This is a genomic window from Myxococcus eversor (genome assembly GCF_010894455.1).
GTDB classification, from domain to species: Bacteria; Myxococcota; Myxococcia; order Myxococcales; family Myxococcaceae; genus Myxococcus; species Myxococcus eversor.
In genome coordinates this window covers 684,676-701,715 of the sequence record NZ_JAAIXY010000002.1, presented here as the reverse complement: position 1 = coordinate 701,715, position 17,040 = coordinate 684,676, and the positions used below count along the sequence as shown (strand labels likewise).

At 68.5% G+C, this 17,040-nt stretch carries 17 protein-coding genes and 1 tRNA gene; 7 read left to right on the top strand and 11 right to left on the bottom strand.

The window, feature by feature from the left end; all coding sequences use genetic code 11:
- Nucleotides 1–54: 54 nt before the first annotated feature.
- The 3 genes from G4D83_RS06340 (at nucleotide 55) to G4D83_RS06330 (ending at nucleotide 3,139) form a co-directional block, all read left to right on the top strand.
- A complete protein-coding gene (locus G4D83_RS06340) occupies nucleotides 55–1,680 on the top strand; it encodes a DUF4419 domain-containing protein (RefSeq protein ID WP_163863731.1) in 1,626 nt (541 codons plus the stop codon).
- Nucleotides 1,681–1,902: 222 nt separating this feature from the next.
- Complete coding sequence (locus G4D83_RS06335) at nucleotides 1,903–2,349, top strand: hypothetical protein (protein ID WP_240356188.1); 447 nt, start codon at nucleotides 1,903–1,905, stop codon at nucleotides 2,347–2,349.
- Nucleotides 2,350–2,359: 10 nt separating this feature from the next.
- The gene (locus tag G4D83_RS06330) at nucleotides 2,360–3,139 is read left to right on the top strand and encodes an eCIS core domain-containing protein (protein WP_163863730.1); all 780 of its coding nucleotides are present in this window, start codon (nucleotides 2,360–2,362) and stop codon (nucleotides 3,137–3,139) included.
- A gap of 23 nt (nucleotides 3,140–3,162) precedes the next feature.
- Here the strand turns inward: G4D83_RS06330 and G4D83_RS06325 are convergent, their stop codons facing one another.
- Nucleotides 3,163–3,462, bottom strand: coding sequence for a YiaA/YiaB family inner membrane protein (locus G4D83_RS06325; protein WP_163863729.1), 300 nt, complete (start codon nucleotides 3,460–3,462; stop codon nucleotides 3,163–3,165).
- A gap of 107 nt (nucleotides 3,463–3,569) precedes the next feature.
- On the opposite strand from G4D83_RS06325, the gene G4D83_RS06320 reads away from it, so the two are divergent.
- The gene (locus G4D83_RS06320; RefSeq protein WP_163863728.1) at nucleotides 3,570–4,445 is read left to right on the top strand and encodes a LysR family transcriptional regulator; all 876 of its coding nucleotides are present in this window, start codon (nucleotides 3,570–3,572) and stop codon (nucleotides 4,443–4,445) included.
- A 78-nt stretch (nucleotides 4,446–4,523) separates the two neighbouring features.
- Here the strand turns inward: G4D83_RS06320 and G4D83_RS06315 are convergent, their stop codons facing one another.
- On the bottom strand, nucleotides 4,524–5,210 hold the full coding sequence (locus tag G4D83_RS06315; protein ID WP_163863727.1) for a LysM peptidoglycan-binding domain-containing protein: 687 nt from the start codon (nucleotides 5,208–5,210) through the stop codon (nucleotides 4,524–4,526).
- A 263-nt stretch (nucleotides 5,211–5,473) separates the two neighbouring features.
- Here G4D83_RS06315 and G4D83_RS06310 point away from each other — a divergent pair, with 263 nt between their 5' ends.
- Nucleotides 5,474–6,580: a putative NPN-dependent ornithine cyclodeaminase gene (locus G4D83_RS06310; protein ID WP_163863726.1), complete on the top strand. Its 1,107-nt coding sequence runs from the start codon at nucleotides 5,474–5,476 to the stop codon at nucleotides 6,578–6,580.
- A 20-nt stretch (nucleotides 6,581–6,600) separates the two neighbouring features.
- Here G4D83_RS06310 and G4D83_RS06305 read toward each other — a convergent pair whose 3' ends face one another.
- The 5 genes from G4D83_RS06305 to G4D83_RS06285 form a co-directional block, all read right to left on the bottom strand.
- Nucleotides 6,601–7,806, bottom strand: a complete 1,206-nt coding sequence (locus tag G4D83_RS06305) for a Dickkopf N-terminal cysteine-rich domain-containing protein (RefSeq protein ID WP_163863725.1) — start codon at nucleotides 7,804–7,806, stop codon at nucleotides 6,601–6,603.
- Nucleotides 7,807–7,911: 105 nt separating this feature from the next.
- A complete protein-coding gene (locus tag G4D83_RS06300) occupies nucleotides 7,912–8,490 on the bottom strand; it encodes a hypothetical protein (protein WP_163863724.1) in 579 nt (192 codons plus the stop codon).
- Between the two features lie 111 nt (nucleotides 8,491–8,601).
- Nucleotides 8,602–10,419, bottom strand: a complete 1,818-nt coding sequence (locus G4D83_RS06295; RefSeq protein WP_163863723.1) for an acyl-CoA dehydrogenase — start codon at nucleotides 10,417–10,419, stop codon at nucleotides 8,602–8,604.
- Between the two features lie 178 nt (nucleotides 10,420–10,597).
- On the bottom strand, nucleotides 10,598–11,722 hold the full coding sequence (locus G4D83_RS06290) for a slipin family protein (RefSeq protein WP_163863722.1): 1,125 nt from the start codon (nucleotides 11,720–11,722) through the stop codon (nucleotides 10,598–10,600).
- A 331-nt stretch (nucleotides 11,723–12,053) separates the two neighbouring features.
- Nucleotides 12,054–12,125, bottom strand: a tRNA-Thr gene (locus tag G4D83_RS06285).
- A gap of 556 nt (nucleotides 12,126–12,681) precedes the next feature.
- Here G4D83_RS06285 and G4D83_RS06280 point away from each other — a divergent pair.
- The gene (locus G4D83_RS06280) at nucleotides 12,682–12,987 is read left to right on the top strand and encodes a hypothetical protein (RefSeq protein WP_163863721.1); all 306 of its coding nucleotides are present in this window, start codon (nucleotides 12,682–12,684) and stop codon (nucleotides 12,985–12,987) included.
- 3 nt (nucleotides 12,988–12,990) lie between these two features.
- The gene (locus G4D83_RS06275) at nucleotides 12,991–13,833 is read left to right on the top strand and encodes a hypothetical protein (protein ID WP_163863720.1); all 843 of its coding nucleotides are present in this window, start codon (nucleotides 12,991–12,993) and stop codon (nucleotides 13,831–13,833) included.
- A 46-nt stretch (nucleotides 13,834–13,879) separates the two neighbouring features.
- On the opposite strand, the gene G4D83_RS06270 is transcribed toward G4D83_RS06275, so the two are convergent.
- The 4 genes from G4D83_RS06270 to G4D83_RS06255 all read right to left on the bottom strand — a co-directional run bounded on the left by G4D83_RS06270 (nucleotide 13,880) and on the right by G4D83_RS06255 (nucleotide 17,025).
- The gene (locus G4D83_RS06270) at nucleotides 13,880–14,851 is read right to left on the bottom strand and encodes a hypothetical protein (RefSeq protein WP_163863719.1); all 972 of its coding nucleotides are present in this window, start codon (nucleotides 14,849–14,851) and stop codon (nucleotides 13,880–13,882) included.
- 230 nt (nucleotides 14,852–15,081) lie between these two features.
- Nucleotides 15,082–15,849: a subclass B1 metallo-beta-lactamase gene (gene bla, locus G4D83_RS06265; RefSeq protein ID WP_163863718.1), complete on the bottom strand. Its 768-nt coding sequence runs from the start codon at nucleotides 15,847–15,849 to the stop codon at nucleotides 15,082–15,084.
- A 38-nt stretch (nucleotides 15,850–15,887) separates the two neighbouring features.
- Nucleotides 15,888–16,271, bottom strand: coding sequence for a nuclear transport factor 2 family protein (locus tag G4D83_RS06260; protein ID WP_163863717.1), 384 nt, complete (start codon nucleotides 16,269–16,271; stop codon nucleotides 15,888–15,890).
- A gap of 103 nt (nucleotides 16,272–16,374) precedes the next feature.
- Nucleotides 16,375–17,025 (bottom strand): class I SAM-dependent methyltransferase, encoded by a 651-nt coding sequence (locus G4D83_RS06255; RefSeq protein ID WP_163863716.1) that lies wholly within the window; start codon nucleotides 17,023–17,025, stop codon nucleotides 16,375–16,377.
- Nucleotides 17,026–17,040 lie beyond the last annotated feature (15 nt).

Below are 17,040 nucleotides of genomic sequence, written 5' to 3'. Positions count from 1 at the left end.
AGCCGGCGTCGGGTGGCGGCTTCTTTCCACACACCGTGACGAGGGGACGTACCGATGACGACCTTCGCAGTGGACTCCGTCGAAGAGGCCGTGACTCCCCTGGAGACCGTACCCCTGGGGACCCTGGTCGGTGAGGCGCTGTGGTTGGCCCCGGCCGCGGAGACCCGGGTGGTGGACCCCGAGGGGGTGCACCCGCTGCTCGCCGCCGTCCACATCGCCTTCGCCGAGCATCGCCCCCTGGTGTTGTCCCCAGACGTGGTGTGGCTCACCCTGGCCCAGGGGTTCGCCCACCACATCCGCCTCCACTCCGATGCACTGCGAGGCCGGCTCGTCCGACACGTGGGCCGCAAGACGCTGACGGTGGATGTCCCCGCGGCCCCCCGGACAGAGGAGGAGTTCCGCTCCACCCTCACGGCGTTCCGTGAGCTGCTCCGCGAGGAGCTGGGGCCGGGACTCCCCCGGCTCCTGTCGTGTGACTTCTCCACCAGCACCGACGTGGAGCGTATGGCGGGGGACGTGGTGTTGATGGACGCGATGTCCCCGTACTTCGACTTCGCCCTCTCCGTGCTGTGTGGAATCCCTCGCATCACCCTGCTCGGCACGCCGGAGGACTGGCGGGCCATCCGCCGCCGCATCGACGTCCTCGCCGAGTTCGACCTGGGCTGGTGGACCTCGTCGCTCATCCCGATTGCCGATGAGTTCGTGCGCGCCTCGGAAGGCCAACCGGACCGCGAGCTCTGGTCGGAGCTGTACAAACCGCGTCGGGCGTATGGCTGGGACCGCGCGTCAGGCTGGGTGACGCGGCTGTTCCCGTATGTGCAGAACATCGGGCGCTTCGACAAACGCAACCCCATGCTGGAGCAGTCCCACGCGGACATGATGAAGCTGGTCGACCGGGATGACGATGATTGGTTCATGGGACCCGGCCTCGCGCTGCATGAGGCGCCCTCCGGACTGTCCTGCGTTCCGCTCCAGCTCTCGGCTGTGACGTCAGACTGGCGCGAGACGTGGTCCCTGGAGGCGGGTGTGCTCGCGGTGGCGGTGGATTCGGAGGGCGCGCTGGTGCCTCGCGCGGGAGTGCTGGTGCGCAGGTCCCACGCCTCCATGTCCCAGGTCATCGAGCGCATCGTCGCCGAGCACTCCGTGACTCGCGCCACCGGGTCCTCCACGTACCAGGGCGTCGCCGAGCTGAACGCGCTCTATGACCACGTCAAATGCGCCACGCTCTTCCCGGACACGAAGCCCTGGCGCCTGCGCTCCACGGCCGAGCACACCGAGGTCCACATTCCGGTTGTCGCGGACGGAGAGCACGTCGTGCCGGTGCGGTGCCTCGTCGACCTGCCGGACGGGACGGTGCTCGCGCTGCGCTACTGCAGCGGCCGTCGTCCGCACTGCTACGTGCGCCTGCGCTCGGACGCGCTGGAGCCCCTGTCGTTGCCTCCCGGAAAGCGGCCCGAGGACGAGGTGATGCTGGAGCTCGAGCGGGTGACGCCGCCGCTTCGCTCCCGCCAGTGCGCGACGGACATCCCCGTCGTGGGCCCTTCGCTCACCGAGCTGCTCGTCCACGCGCTGGAGCACGGCGGATCCACGGACCTGCCCGCGCTGAGGCCACTCCTCGAGGAACTGGAGCCCTGGGAGAACCCGCCCCCACGCGCGCCCATGCCGCAGCGCAGGAAGTGATGTCTGGGTTGCTCATGACTCACTGAACAGGAATCCATGGCCCTCGGGTCTATACCGTGTGGCCATGGGTGGGTCATCGAGTCCACCCAGAGCGGACTACTCGGATAGTTGAAGTGTAGTTTGATATTTCCGCTATTCCTGGTTATTGTTCGATGCGTGCCCCCCGCCACCACCATTCAGCCGCGTCTGCTCCAGTCCGTCCCCGCGCCTCGTATGAGGGATGTGGATGCCGTCGAGGTGTACGAGACGCGCCGCGCCATGGCGTCCGAGGATGCCCCCGCGGTGATGGTGGTGTCCGAGTCCCCGTTGCTGCGGCTGGCCATGGGGCGGGAGCTGGCGCCGGTGGTGGGGTTGATCCACGCGACGGGCATCGCGTCGGCGACGCGGCGGTTGGAGATGGGCGTGGTGCCGGCGGCGGTGGTGTTGGTGCTGGACTCGGCGGAGCGCGACGCGGCGCACGCGTTCCTCGCGAAGCTGGTGGAGATGGACTTCGCGGGCCCGCGCATCCTGGTGTCCTCGCGTTTCTGCCCGGAGCTGGCGGAGGCGTTCAGCGGCGCCTGCCTGACGCACTTCGCGCTGGCGCGTCCGTGGCGCCCGGGGTCGATGCGTTCGATGGTGGAGTCCGCGTTGGGGCTGAGCGCTCCGCTTCGAGCCGCCGCGGGACTCTGAGGTTCATCCCATGAGGGTGGTGGTCTCCTCGCTGGCCACGCGGCTGGTGGACGCGGGCCGGGGTCTGCTCACGGGCGTGGTGAGTGCCACGGTGGGTGTCGCGCGAGGCCTGCGCGTGGTGCTCACGGGCCTCGTCGGTGGAGTGGCCCTGTATGTCCGGGGACGTCCGCGTGAAGGACGCTTCCTGCTGCGACGTGGGCTGTGGCGCGTGGCGCAGCTTCCCGTGGACGTGTTCCTGATGCTGGCGGGCCGCGTGGTGAGCGCGGTGCAGGTGTTGTTGTGGATGGAGCCCGTGGGGCGCCGGTTGTCGGGGTACGAGGTGACGTTGCTGCGCCCCATCTTTGGCGCGAGCGTGGACTACGCGGCGGTGCGGTTGAAGGAAGGGCCCCTGGGAGTCCTGGGCGTGTCGGGGCGTGCGTTCGCGCATGGCGACACCGTCTTCGTCCCGCCGCCGAGTGGCCCCACGGACCTGGGGTTGCTGGTGCACGAGCTGGTGCATGTGTGGCAGCACCAGCATGGAGGTACCGCGTACATGAGCTCCGCCATCGTCGCGCAGCTCTCGCGAGACGGTTATGACTGGCGCAAGGGCGTGGAGCGGGACTTGCGCTGGGAGGAGCTCAATCCGGAGCAACAGGCGCAGTTCATCGAAGAGGCCACGCTCGTGGGACTGATTCATCCTGACCACCGTGCGCTGTCCCCTCGCGCGCGGCTGAAGGGGTGGACGGAGAAGGCGCTGCCGTTGCTGGAGGAAGCGCTCGTCAGCGTGCGCACGGGACGCGGCGCGCCCTGAAGCCTTCGCTTTCGCGAGGCGCGTTACATCCGCGGCGGGGCAATCGGGTCGTGCTCGGAGAGCATCTTCGCCACGCGAGCCTCGTCCAGACGCGTGCCGAGCTGGTCCATCTCGTGCTGGTCTCGCACCGTCTTCGACAGGCTGAAGGTGGAGCCCACGCTGAACAGCAGGCCCATGCCCAGGAAGGACTTCACCCAGGAGTCCAGCGGCAGGTTCCAGATGCCGACCGCCGTGACGCCCACGGACAGGGCGAAGGACAGCCAGGTCTGGATGACCCAGGCGGAGCTGTGCGCGACGACGACCTTCGGGGTGGAGCGGGACATGTTTTCTCCTCGGGAACGAGCTGGGCTCGCTGACGTGGAGAAAACATGCCGCTTCCCGTCGAAAAGCACATGGAACTAATCAAAGCGTCATTGATAACCTGGAGTGCATGATTCAACTCCAACGTCTGGAGGGCTTCTACCGCGTGGCCCGCGCGGAAGGCTACGCGCGAGCGGTCAGCTCATTCCCGTATCCCATCACCCAGCCCGGCATCCATCAGCAGGTCAAACGCCTGGAGGCCGAGGTCGGCGTCCCCCTCTTCGAGCGCGTGGGCAAGGACCGCGTCGTCCTCACACCCGAGGGCCGCGCGCTGTACTCGCACGTCGCGCCGTTCCTGGAGGGACTGGACTCCGTGGTGCAATCGCTGCGCAAGGGCGAGGTGGGCGGCACGCTGCGCATCCACGCCTCCGGACATGTCCTGCGCCACCTGCTGCCCGCATGGCTGCGGCGACTCCAGGCGAAGCGCCCCGATATCGAGGTCGTCCTCTTCGAGTCCAAGGTCCCCGCCGTGGACATCCTGAGCTCTGGTGACACCGACCTGGTGGTGGACCACCTGCCCGAAGTCCCCGACGAAGTGGAGGCGCGTGAAGTGGGCAGGACGCATCCCTTCCTGGTGCTGCCCTCACACCACCCCCAGGCGAAGAGTCGCCGCGTGCGGCTGGACGCGCTCCGCGAGGATGCCTTCATCGCGTACAGCACGGACCGACACCTGAGAGAGCTTCAGCTCGGAGAGCTGGCGCGAGCGGGCGTGAAGCCGAAGCGACTGCACGCGGCGGACTCGTCGGAGACCATCCTCGGCTTCGTCGCGGCGGGGTTGGGCTACTCGTTGCTCGCCTCACTGCTGCCGGGCGGGCCTCGCGAGGCTGGTGTCGTGTCTCGCCCTCTTCCCGGTGTGCCCTCGGGGAGCGTCCACGCCGCATGGCGTAGGTCGGCGGCGAAGAGTCCGCTCATCCAGGCCGCGCTGGCGCTCGCGCCGAAGCCGTGATCCGGACGTGAAACGGGGCCTCGCTTCCGCGCGAGTGGCGGAGGCGAAGCCCCGGGGGCACTTCGGCGGAGCGCCGGCTCAGCCCTGGTATTGGTGAACCGACATGATGGGGTAGTTCATGCTGCTGAAGCTGATGCGCTGCGAGCCATCCGAGTTCACGTTGTTGGAGCCGATGAACTGGGCCTTGCCATCCTTCCAGCCCGCGAACATCACCACGTGCTGGCCGCTGCCCACCTTCATGGACACCACGTCTCCGGGCTTCGCGTCCTGCAGCGACACGCGCTTGAAGTTCGGGTCCGCGTCCAGCTTGCTCTGAAGGCCCATCACGCTGTTGTCGTGCTGGCCGTTGGAAATCTGGCCGGCCTGCTCCAGGCACGCGGAGACGAAGTTGGCGCAGTTGACGTTGTTGGGGACCCAGTCCTCCATGTCCGCGCCCACGCCGCTGCCCTCCAACTTCAAGGAGCCCGCGTTCTTGTTCAGGTGAGAGACGGCGATGTCGTACGGGCTTCCATTGGGGCCCTTCACGCCGTCACCCGAGTTCGTCGGGCCGGAGGGGCCATTCACGCCGCCCGTGAGGTTCGGACCCGTGCGGCCCGAGGGAGAGTCGAAGCCGTCCGTGGCGCCAGGGAGCTTGAGCGTGTCCCCGGCGTAGATGAGGTCCACGTTCTTGATTTGCGGATTCACCTTCTGCAGGGCGTCGACGCTGGTGCCGTAGCGCTTGGCGAGCGCGGACAGGGTGTCGCCGGACTGGATGCGGTAGCTCATGGAAGAACGGCTCCGAGGAGGTTCATGTACGACTTGCACCTATTCTCGAAGGTTGAGACCCCGAGTTGCTTGGAGGGGGTATTTCGCCGGAGCTTTCGCTGAAGTCACCGAGTCTCGCGCACTTGCGCGGAGCGCCGCCGTACCAGGAGTCGGGCTTGCTCTCTCCAGGAGTGAGAATCTTCGGGTTGCCACCTACCGGACGGACCGCTCGTGGTGGCGCCAAGGTCCTTGAACCGGGCAGGTGGGACACGCATGGTGCCGGCGTGAGCACCTCCATTCCCCATCCTGACTTCGCGGTCGAGCGGTTCTCCCGGTGTCCGGACGCGCGCTTCCAGCCGGCGCCCTCGGACGGTGTGCTGCCGGAGGGCTTCTTCACCACGACGAACCTGCCCACCTACGTGCGCATCGGCGGTGAGTGGCGGATGCCGCGCGAGCCGCGCATGGACGGCGCGCTGGTGCTGGACGAGCAGGGCGCGCTGTGGATTCGCGAGGGCCGCCGCGTCCGCGCCGGAGAGCGCGTGGTGGTGGGGCACGCGGAGGACGGCTCCGAGGGCGTCTATGTGAACACGGCGTACCTGGGCGGCGGGGGCGAGGGCGAGTTCAAGTTCATGACGAGCGAGGTGTCTCGCGAGAAGCCCATCGACTACGCGCAGATGGCGCGGCTGTTGGTGGAGGAGCGCGAGCGCGGCGGCTATCCGGTGTGGGTGACGGGGCCCGCGCTGGTGCACTCGCGGGCGCGCGCGGACATGACGTGGTTCATCGACAACGGCTTCGTGGGCGCGCTGCTGGCGGGCAACGCGGTGGCGGTGCACGACATCGAGGCGTCCATCTTCGGCACCACCCTGGGCATGAGCGGCACCGGCGAGGCCACGTCCGGAGGCCACGGCTTGCACATGCGCGCCATCAACAAGGTGCGCGCCGCGGGCTCCATCGCGAAGGCGGTGGAGGCCGGCGTGATTACCAACGGCATCATGCACGCGTGTGTCAAACGCGGCGTGCCCTTCGTCCTCACGGGCTCCATCCGCGATGACGGGCCGCTGCCGGACGTGGTGACGGACAACGTGGCCGGACAGGACGCCATGCGCCGTCACGCGGTGAAGGCCACCATGGCGGTGATGGTCGCCACCGCGCTGCACGCCATCGCCACCGGCAACATGCTGCCCGCGTTCGTCACGCAGAAGGACGGCTCGCTGCGGGAGCTGGCCACCATCTGCGTGGACTCGTCCGAGTTCGTGGTCAGCAAGCTGAAGGACCGGGGCACGCACCAGGCCTTCGGCGTGGTGACCAACGCCCAGGACTTCATGCACATCCTGCGGCTGTATGTGGAGCGCGAGCTGTCCGCCCGGGCCCAGGCCTCGAAGGGCGCCTGAGCCGCGAGCCCGTCACCCGCTCACTGGCAGAACGCGGCCTCGTGGGAGACGCAGTGGGCCTCGCAGATGCTGTTGGTGTCGCAGATGCCAGACAGCGGGCCGCACGCCTCCCCCTCGCGGACGAAGGGCAGACAGCGCATGCCGGCGTTCGTCTCGGCGCAGCCGTAGCCCCTGGAGCAGTACCGGCCTGGGATGTCGCACGCCTCACCGGGCGCCGCGTGCTTCACGCAGACGCCCCAAAGGCCCACCTCGGGGCGCGCATCCTTGCACCACAGTCCCTCCGCGCACTCGCTGTCGAGGCGACACTCCTGACGCTCCGAGCGGCGCGGACGACACAACCCCAGCTCGTCGGGAATCGCGTCGCAGAAGAGCTCCCGCTGGCACACGTCGACGAGGCGCCCGATGCTCGCGTCATAGGTCGCCGCGGTGCAAGCCGAGCCCTCCTTCGCGTAGCGGACGCACTTGTTGTCGCTGCACACCAGGGAGGGACCGCACGGGTAATAGCCCTGGTTCTCGCAGACGTCTCCCTCCGCGCCCACGCGCTTGCACGTTTGATAACCATTCGCGTCGCACCAGAGCCCCTGGGCGCACGGCAGGGAATAGGTGGTCCCTCCCCGCCGGGCGACACAGGAGACCTCTTCCTCGCGGGGGCGCTCGCACGTGCCCGACACGCCCACGAACACGAGCCCGGGTGCGCATTGCCAGGGCTGATTGACTCGGGTGCCCTCGGCACCTCGGGTTTCGCAGGCGCCCTCGCAGGTGGTCTCCGCTGTTTGGCCGCAGTACCCCTGCTCGCCGCAGTCGAGGTGGTTCCGACAGTCCTGGGGTGACTCGGGGGCCACGAGCACCCGGCAGGCCTCGTCGTATTCGATTCCGAATTGCCACGCGGCATCGGACAGCGTGGGCTGCTCACAGCGTCCTTCCCTGATGGAGTCCAGACAGCGCCGGGCGGCCCCCTCGTCGAAGCGGAGCTGGCCGGTGCGCAGCGACTCGTCGTAGCGCGTCCCCAGCCCGATATAGGCGTCGAGTCCCCGGCGGCGCATGTCCTCTTCACACGCGCTCGCGCGGGCGTACTCGCCACAGCGCTGGGCCCGCGCGCAGATTGCTTGGACGACCTCTCCGCCGAAGCCCTCCCGCTTCACCGCGTCCTCGCCGCCACACGCCCAGAGCCCCGCCAGCATCACCACCAGTGCCGCCTGCCGTCCATGCATCGCGCGTCTGCCCATCCGTGGCTCCCAGAGGGCGCTGGCCCGACCTGCCCTCCATGGGCATACGGACCCGACCTGAGCCATCGGCTGATGATGTCTCGCTTTCGCGTGGGAGCGCGAGGGCTACCGCGTCGCCAGTCGTCCCTCGGTGTCGATGAGGAACACCCCGTCCTCCGTCGCCACCCGCACGCCCCGGTGGTCCTCCTCGACGGCCAGCACCGGACCGTCGACGTTCCACACCCGGTGGGTGCCCAACTCCAGCACGCGCCCGTCCGCCGTGCCCGCATGGCGTGAGGTCAGCACCGTGTAGGTCGCATCCGAGGGCAGCGTCCGCGCCAGGGCGTCCAGCCGCTCGACGTACTCGGCCTCGCTCGCGTCCTCCGCGTCGGGCAGCGCATGCCAGCGCACGTCGAGCACCGGCTCTACCCGGAAGGAGGCATCCAGCGAGACGATGCCCAGGTCGGTCGCCGCGAAGAGCCGCTCCCCGGCGACCTCCAGCGCGAGGCAGAAGGGGCTCGGCAGCCCTTCCTCGGTGGAGATGACGCGCACGGGCTTGCCGGAGGAGGTGAGCACCTCCAGGCCGTCCTCCGTGCAGGCGACGACGTGGCCGGCGAAGCGCGCCAGCTCCAGCGGTCCTCCCGTCTCGAGAGCGGGAGAACCCAGGGCGACGGCGGCGGCGACGGTGAGGGCGGAGAGCATCACTCCCACCCTCATTGCGAACGCCGGGCCACCCTTGTCTCCCCTGTCAGGAAGAGGGGATGGCCCCTGAGGTGTCCTCCCCCGGCCACGGGTGCGGCCGGGGAACAGCACGTCTCAGTACGACTCCTCGGGGACGTCCATCAGGTCCAGCGTGCCGGCCTCCACCATGCGGGCGGCGTGCGCGAGGCCCGGGAGCACCTCCGCGCAGTACCAGCGCGCGCTGGCGAGCTTGCCCACGTAGAAGGCCTTGTCGCCGGGGTTGCTCTTCATCCGCTCCACCGCCACTCCCGCGTGACGCACCAGCAGCCAGCCGATGACCAGCTCCGCCACGCTCGCCAGCACGCGGTTGCCCTGCAGGCCCACGTGGTAGACGGACTCGCCCAGCTTGCCCATCAGCGTGCCGAGCATCGTCTCCAAATCACCCAGCGCCTTGCCCAGCGCGGCGCGCTCCGTCTGCAGCTCGCCTCCGCCCAGCTCGCCCTCCGCCGTCTCGCGCACCTGAGACAGCAGGCCCTGCAGCGTCGCTCCGCCATCCTTCGCCACCTTGCGCATGAGCAAATCGAGCGCCTGGATGTGCGTGGTGCCCTCGTAGAGCGTGTCGATCTTCTGATCTCTCAGGTACTGCTCCACCGGGTAGTCCTGCAGGTAGCCGGAGCCACCGTGTACCTGGAGCGCCAGCGCGAGCAGCTCGAACGCCTTCTCCGAGCAGTAGCCCTTCACCAGCGGCAGCAGCATGTCGTTGAGCGTGTCCAGTTCGCCCGCCTCGGTGGCGCGGTGGCCGCCCTTCAGCTCCACGCCGTCCTGCACGGCCGCGGTGTAGAGACACAGCGCGCGCATGCCCTCCGCGTGGGCCTTCTGCGCCATCAGCATGCGGCGCACGTCGGGGTGCTGGAAGATGGGCACGCGCGGCGCCAGCTTGTTGCGCGCCTGGAGCAGGTCCGCGCCCTGGAGCCGGTCCTTCGAGAACGCCAGCGCGCGCTGGTAGCCCGCGGACAGCGTGGCCATGGACTTCACGCCCACCGCCATGCGCGCCTGCTCGATGATGTAGAACATCTGCCGGATGCCGTCGTGGACCTCGCCCAGGAGCAGGCCGCGCGAGGGCTTGCCGTCGCCGAACGTCAGCTCGCACGTGACGGAGCCCTTCAGCCCCATCTTCTTCTCCAGCTTGGTGCACACGACGCCGTTGCGCTCACCCATGCTGCCGTCCTCGTTCACCCAGAACTTGGGGACGACGAAGAGCGACAGGCCCTTGGTGCCCGGAGGCGCGCCTTCCGGGCGCGCCAGCACCATGTGGATGATGTTCTCGGACATGTCCGAGTCACCGTTGGTGATGAAGCGCTTCACGCCCTCGATTTCCCACACGTCGCCGCCCACGGGACGCGCCTTGGTGCGCGCGGCGCCCACGTCGCTGCCGGCGTCGGGCTCGGTGAGCACCATGGTGCCGCCCCAGCGCTTCTCCAGCATGTGCGGCAGGAAGCGGCTCTTCTGCGAGTCCGTCCCCAGCCGGTCGATGATGCGCGCGAGCAGGTTGCCCAGCGTGTAGAAGGCCAGCGAGGAGTTGGCGCCCACCATCAGTTCGAACGCGGCCCAGCCCAGCGACGGCGGCGCGCCCATGCCGCCCAGGTGCGGCGGCTGCTCCAGCAGGTGCATCCCCGCGTCGAAGAACGCGTTCATGGACTTCTTCAGTCCAGGAGGCAGCGTCACCTCGCCGTTCTCCAGCCTGGGCGGCGTGTGCTCGGCCTCGTCGAAGGAAGGCGCCAGCTCGTTCGCGCACAGTACGGCGAACGTCTGCAGCATCTGCCGCGCGGACGTCTCGTCCAGGTCGCCAAAGGGCGCGCGCCCCAGGGAGGTACGGCCGATGTCGAGGAACTCGAAGAGATTGAACTCGATATCGCGCAGGTTGGGGACGTAGTGGTTCGCGGACGACGACATCTCGGACTCCTCACGGGAACGAAAGCCCGGAGGGTAGCCGAGATTGATTTTCGAGTCAGCCACGGCGCCCCGCACCACGGACGGTGAATGACGCGCGGTGCCGTGAACGCACGAAGGGCCCCCGGGGAACCGGCCCCAGAGGCCCTTCGCTCAGCGGTGTGTCAGGTGTGACGGAGCTTCAGCCCTTGAGCTGGAGCGAGGGCACCGCGCCCTCGCCGAGCACCAGGTGGACCTGGCCGACCTTGGCCGCGAGGTCCTTGTAGGCCTCCAGCTCCTTGAGGCGCACGAGCAGCGGGTTCTCCGCGAGCACCTTGGCCGTCTGGGCCATGGAGCGCGTGGCGGCCGTCTCCTCGCGGCGGGTGATGACGTTCGCCTCGGCCTCCTTCTGGGCCTGGATGACGCGGTTGAGCAGCTCCTTCATCTCACCCGGCAGCACGACGTCCTTGATGCCGAAGCGCAGCAGCTCCAGGCCCACCGACTCCGCGCGCTCCTTCACCTGCGCGAAGAGGTCCTCGGCCACGGCCTCACGCGAGGCGAGCAACTCGTCCAGCGTGCGCGTGGCCACGGACTCGCGGGCCGCGAGCTGCATGGCGAGGTAGAGGATGTCATCCGGCGCGCGGGCGACGACGGCGAGCCGGCGGGCATCCGCGACGCGGAAGGCGGTGGAGAGGTTGAGGCGCAGCGTGACGCGGTCCTTGGTCATCACTTCCTGGCCGGTGACGTGGAGCAGGCGCTCGCGCAGGTCGATGACGGCGAGCTGGACCTTGCGGGCGACGGTCCACGCGGCGTGGCGGCCGGCGGGCAGCACCGCGTCCAGGGTGCCGTCCACGTAGCGCAGCACGACGCTGCCCTCGGTGGCCGTGGCCTCCACGTAGTCGCTGGCGGGGACCTTGGCGCGCACGTCGTCCTGCAGGGGCGCGGTGGCCACGCCGGACGTGTCCAGGCGCTCGATGCGCACGGCGGAGGAAGCAGGCACGGAGTCGCGGCTGGGGAGGCGCTCCACCGTCCACACCTGGTGCTGACCACGGCCGAGCCACAGGGTGGGGCGGCCGCGGTGGTAGAGCATGGCGCGCTCGGTGGGGCCCAGCTCGATGACCTGGAGGTCCGACGGGGGCACGAGCGCGAGCATCTCCGTGTCCAGGTTGGTCAGCGGCATGCCGGTGGCGACGCGGACGATGCGCACGTTGCGGAAGGGGTAGGTGAGCCGGTAGCGGCCCGGCACGAGGTAGCGCGTGGGCACCTCGTCGACGAGGACGAACGCCCGCTCGTGCTGCACGACATCGACACGCTTGAAGAAGCTCATCGCGCACCTCCTTTCCCCCGTGGGGGACTTGATGAAACCCGGGAGGCGAGGTGGCGCGATGAAGCGCGCGTCCCGGGGGACTGCTGAAAAGTGGAGGCCCCACCCTTCGCGGATGGAGCGCGCTGACTGCGTGCCCTGCCTCGTCACCACATCCCGCGCTCGCGGGCCGGGCCGGGCGCGGACGACGACAGGACCTCCGCTGACGGCTCGGAAGGGGACTGTCGCCCTGGCGGACGGCGAGGCTTCGCGGTGGGGGAGGGTGGACGGGGTGGGCCAGCGCGCTCACCGGCTAGGGGTGGAGCATCCTGGCGGAGCCGATTTCAATAATCGGTTCAGAACGAAGGAGTCGAACCTTCAACCTCAAGATTACAAGTCTTGTGCTCTCCCATTGAGCTAGTTCTGAGGAGTCCCTGGAAGGGGCTGCTCAAATGGCTTTCAAGGCGGCCGGCCTGACGCAACCGATGTGAGGGAGACACTGAGGACGATGGACCCGGGAACACCCTGTCCGGTACGGGAGCGCAGAGCGCCCACGTCCAGACTCGGGAGCCCAGGGACAGACCCGTGACACCTCTAGAGATGCGTCGGGGGCGAGGGACGCCACCGTGACGCGGAGGCTGACAATCATGTCGAAGGCCGTGCTGGGCTGGGTGCTTCTTGCCTTGTTGCTGGGGTGTGCGAGTGGTCCGGAGGTAGCGCGAGGGAGGGTTCCTCCGGAGGTGCCGGATGCGGATGCCTCCTACGTCGAGCCCTCACCAGCGGAGCCGACGGAAGGGAGGGCAGGTGCTTTCCTTCCCGTGGATTGGGAGCAGCAGGTTCGAGGTGTCGCGGTGGATCCTCTCGAAGGAGCCATTGCCACCCGACCGGTGCGGCGTGCGCCTGGCGGGGGGACATTCCGACGTCCACCGCTGCTGAACCCTCGTCCCACGCCTCTTCAGGTCCAGGTCCGGGCGCGAAGAACCGTGGATGCCTCACTTGTGCTCCAGGCACGGCAGCTCTATCTCCAGCGACTCAAGGAGGCGCAGGCCACGTATCCGAACAGCGCGGGATACGAGAACCACCACCTCATCCCCATGTATCTGGGGGGAGCGAAGGACGGTCAGACGTACCGACTGCCCACCGCGTACCACAAGGCCATCACCCGGGCGTTCCGGGAGGAGTGGCAGTATGGTCAGGGGCGGAGGCCGGACCCACAGGCCCTGACGGACATCCTGGTGCGCGTCTACTCCAGGTATCCGGTTCCTCAACTCATCGGAATCTCTCCCTAGAAGATGCGCGAGACCATCGAGTTCAGGATTGCGGAAGAGCGGGCCCAGCGGTTCCTGGAGCCAGGGCTCGGGACGCTGGTGAACGAGACGTTGAGGAAGGTGGTGCTGCCGCGCGAGGACCCTCGCGTACAGGAGATTGGCGCCATCGAGCGGAAGCTCCGCGAGCAGGGCAGCCTCTTCTTCACCTACTGGAACATCGAGCGCCGCTACTCAGCCACGGAGCTCAAGTCGGCGGAGCTGCTGAACCTCATCATTCGCACGTCGTTCGAGCCGACGGGGGCCATGTGCGGCACCGGCTATGACGAGTCCGTGGCCTGCGAGTATTGCGGTGCCGGTGCGCGGCAGACGACCGCGCTCATCCTCGACACGCGACGCATCGCCAAGAGCAAGGACATCGCGCAGACGCTCGCGGGAGAGGTGGTGGTCTCCTCGAGATTCGTGGAGACATTCCAGAAGGCGGGACTTCGAGGCGCGGAGTTCCGTCCGGTGATGCATGGGGGAGGCAAGGAGCTGCGAGCCTCGGATTGGTATCAACCCGTCGTGACCTCGAAGCCGCTGCGGCTGGCTGCGAAGATGTTGGCGGGAAACAACCCCTTCGACCTCGACGAGCGTGGCGAGCACCGGTGCCCGAAGGGCCATGTCGCTGGACTCAATCAGCTCTCCGAATTGTATGTGGAGCGAGCCAGTCATGATGGCTCCGACCTCTTCATTACAGACAAGCTCTTCGGGGACAGGCGGGGCGAGCTTCGCCCTGAGCCTCGATGGCTCATCTCCCCACGACTGCGAGACGTGCTGACAGCGATGAACGCGAAGGGCCACGCTCTGGAGATGGCTCACGTCGTTTGAGGCGAGGGACCTCGCGGTGCACCCTCGCCCCGAACGTCGATGGTGGCTACTCCGCCGCGCCCGGAGGCACGGACAGCAGTGGCAGGGGCACGGAGGCCGTCTGTGATTGCGCCTGGGGCTCGACGGACGGCTCGGGCTCCGTGGGCTCGGCGGGCTGCATCGGCTGGCAGCTCGGAGGCTCGCTCTTCGTGTCCGTTCCGTTGGTCGTGGTCTGCTTCGCGGCGCTCTTGGAGGGCAGCGCGCACATGGTGCTCGTCGGCGTCGCCACGATGGGCTTCGCCACTCGAGGATTGCTCCGCTTCGCGGCATCTCCCCGGGCCCGCGAGTCGCCTCGCGAGTTGGAGTCGCTGCGCGTGTCAGCCTTGCCTTCGCTCGCGGAAGTCGACGTGGCCGTCGCCATCGCGGACGGAGTCGGCCGCTTCGCCGCTTCGCCGAGTGCGTTCGCCAGCCGCCCGTTGCTCTCGTGCATCTGGTCCCGCGCCTTGTCCAGACTGGCCTGAGCGTGCTCGCGCTGCGCGTCCATGCTGCTCTGGAGCCGCTCGCGCTCCTTCACCAGCGCCGACTGGGCCTCGTCACGCTGCGCATCCAGCTTCGTCCGGTACGACTCGCGCTCCTGCTCCTGATTCGCTCGCAGGCTGTCGCGCTCCTTGGAGACCTCACTCAGGCGCTGCTCCAACTCCTTCTTCTCCGTCGAGAGCATCTTCTCCGTGGTGACCATGCACGCCTCGAGCACCTTCTCGTCCGGCTCACGCGTCGGCAGGGGCTCACCGCGATTCCAGGCCACCATCGCGCTGCTCTGCCAGCGGTAGTCCGCGTGCATCACGCACTCCTGCACCAGCCGCGTGAGACGGTCCTCTGACCACTCCGGCTTCGGTCGGGCGCAGGGACCCACTTCTTCCTTGAAGCTGGAGGGAAAGGTGCGGACCTGCTTCACCCAGCAACCGTCCCGCTGCTCCACCTTCACTGACGCGCACCCACTGACCGCCACCGCGAGCACCACCGCAGCTACATGCTTCATGACGCCCCCGCCTTCCATCCCGCCCGCCGGCCCGTACTCGCAAGCACGGTAGGAACGATGGAAGGCCCCGCCCATGCGGCCGAGCCCCTCCGCGCATGGCGCCTGTTCTCAGCTCAACGGACATCGGCAGTCAGGCGGGCGTGTACCGACCCACCCCGTGTGCGCCGCTCAACGCTCGCACCCTCCGAGGGGAGTGGGCGGCCAGGCATGCGCTCCACCGCAACCCAGTCTCAGCGAATCAAAGCCCCCGTGTGCACCAGCAGCTCAGGTCCACCCGGAGCCCCATGTCCCGGGATGACGATGCGAGCCTCGGGGAAGCGCTCCTTCGTGCGCTCCAGGCTCGCGGGCCAGGCCGCGAGGTCCGCGTCCTCCACGTTGCCCAGGTCCTTCGCCTCACCATCCTTCACGAAGCAGCCACCGAACAGCACGCCGCTGCCCCGATGCCACACGACGATGTTGTCCGGCGCATGGCCCGCACCGGGGAAGAACAGCTCCACGGGCCCCAGCGTCCGTTCCCCCGAGAAGGTCTCCGTGGGCGCGGGCCGTCCACGCTCCGTCGAGAGCTTCACGGTGTCTTCCAACCCGTACACCGGGATGTTCCGAGCCACGAAGACAGGGATGCCCGCCGTCCGGTCGCCGTGGAAATGCGTCGCCACGGCAGCGCGCACAGGCTTGCCCAGCGTGTCTTTCGCCCACGCCACCAGGTGCTCCGCCTGTGAGGGATTCCAGCCCGTGTCGACGAGCAGCGACTCCGCGCCGTCCTCGACGACCAGCCCGTTCGCCGGATAGCTGTCGAAGTCAGGGCCCGACAGCGTCGTGTGGACCCAGACCCCCGGGGCGATGCGGCGCACGGTGACATCAGGCGCCAGCGTGTACTCACTCGGGCCCGTGTCCGAGGCGGCCGCCGTGGAGGGAGGCCGCTCGGGTGTCGAGGTGCACGCCGGAGCGAGCATCAGCATGGGGGCGAGAACGAGGGCTCGGAGGGTGTGCGAGGCCATGAAGGAGGCTCCTGAAGCAGTGCGGTAGAAGGTGCGGCTCACGAAGCCCCGTCGCCAGGAATGGCCGTGCACTGGCCCGTGACAATCTGGGGGCGCTCATCCACCCATTGCCAGACGCGGCTGTAGCGAAGCCTGGCTTCGAACGGAGTGCCGCCGTGGGTTCCCGCGACCGACGCGCTGACGATGACCACCGCGCCCGCGGAGAGGTATCGGATGATGGGCTCCGATACCTCCAGTCGCGTGAAGCGCAGGACGCCAGAGCGGTGCGCCGCCAGGTCCATCTCCTTGTTGAACACCTGTCCGGTGTGGTTGACGAAGACGAGGTCGTCGGAAATGAGCGCGTCGAGCGCGGCGACGTCACCCCGGAGCATCGCCTGCCGCAGCGACTCCTCTGCGGCGAGGAGGTCTTCTTCCGTCATCATCCGTGGTGCTCCCTTGTCTCCATGCCAGGCATGGTGGAGTCTGTAGCGTCGCGAGTCTGCCTCAGCCACCTACGCGGGGTGTGCCCCTTTCGAAGCGACGACGCTACCCCCGCTCCACGTCCCACCAGCCGAACCACATCGTCCGCTCCTCGGTGAGCTGTACCCAGCCCGGGGCATGCACGTAGTCGCGCGGCTGCATCCCCGCCTCCACGACGGCGCGAGCCGTGTCCTCGAAGGAATACAGATGCAGCGTCACCGCCGGGCCCGCCGTCTGCACCTGGCGCGTGGAGGCCTCGTGTCCCTCGAAACCGGGCCGCTGCTCCAGCACCGTGAACAACATCCGCCCACCGGGGGCCAGCGTCGCGGCGAGGTGGCTCAGCACTCGCGGCAGGTCCTCGCAGAAGTCGAGGCAGCCGATGGCCAGCACCACCTGGAAGCGCCCCCACTCCTCGGGAAAGGGGCGGTGGTAGCTGTGCACGTGCCACGCGCCCTCGGGCCGCGCCTGTCGCGCCAGCTCCAACATCTCCGGGGACAGGTCGACTCCCACCACATCGATGGACGCATCCAGGCCCCGCGTGTGGAGCCCCGGACCGCACCCCACGTCGAGCACCCGACACCCTGGCGTCACCGCTTCCGTGAGGAAGCGCTCCACGCGGCCCTCATACCGATGAAGCACGGGGAAGAGCGCCTCGTATGCCGAGGCAATCTCTCCGTACACCTGCTTCACGTCCTCTTCCTGCGCATCCCGCGACATGGCGCCGCAGCCTAT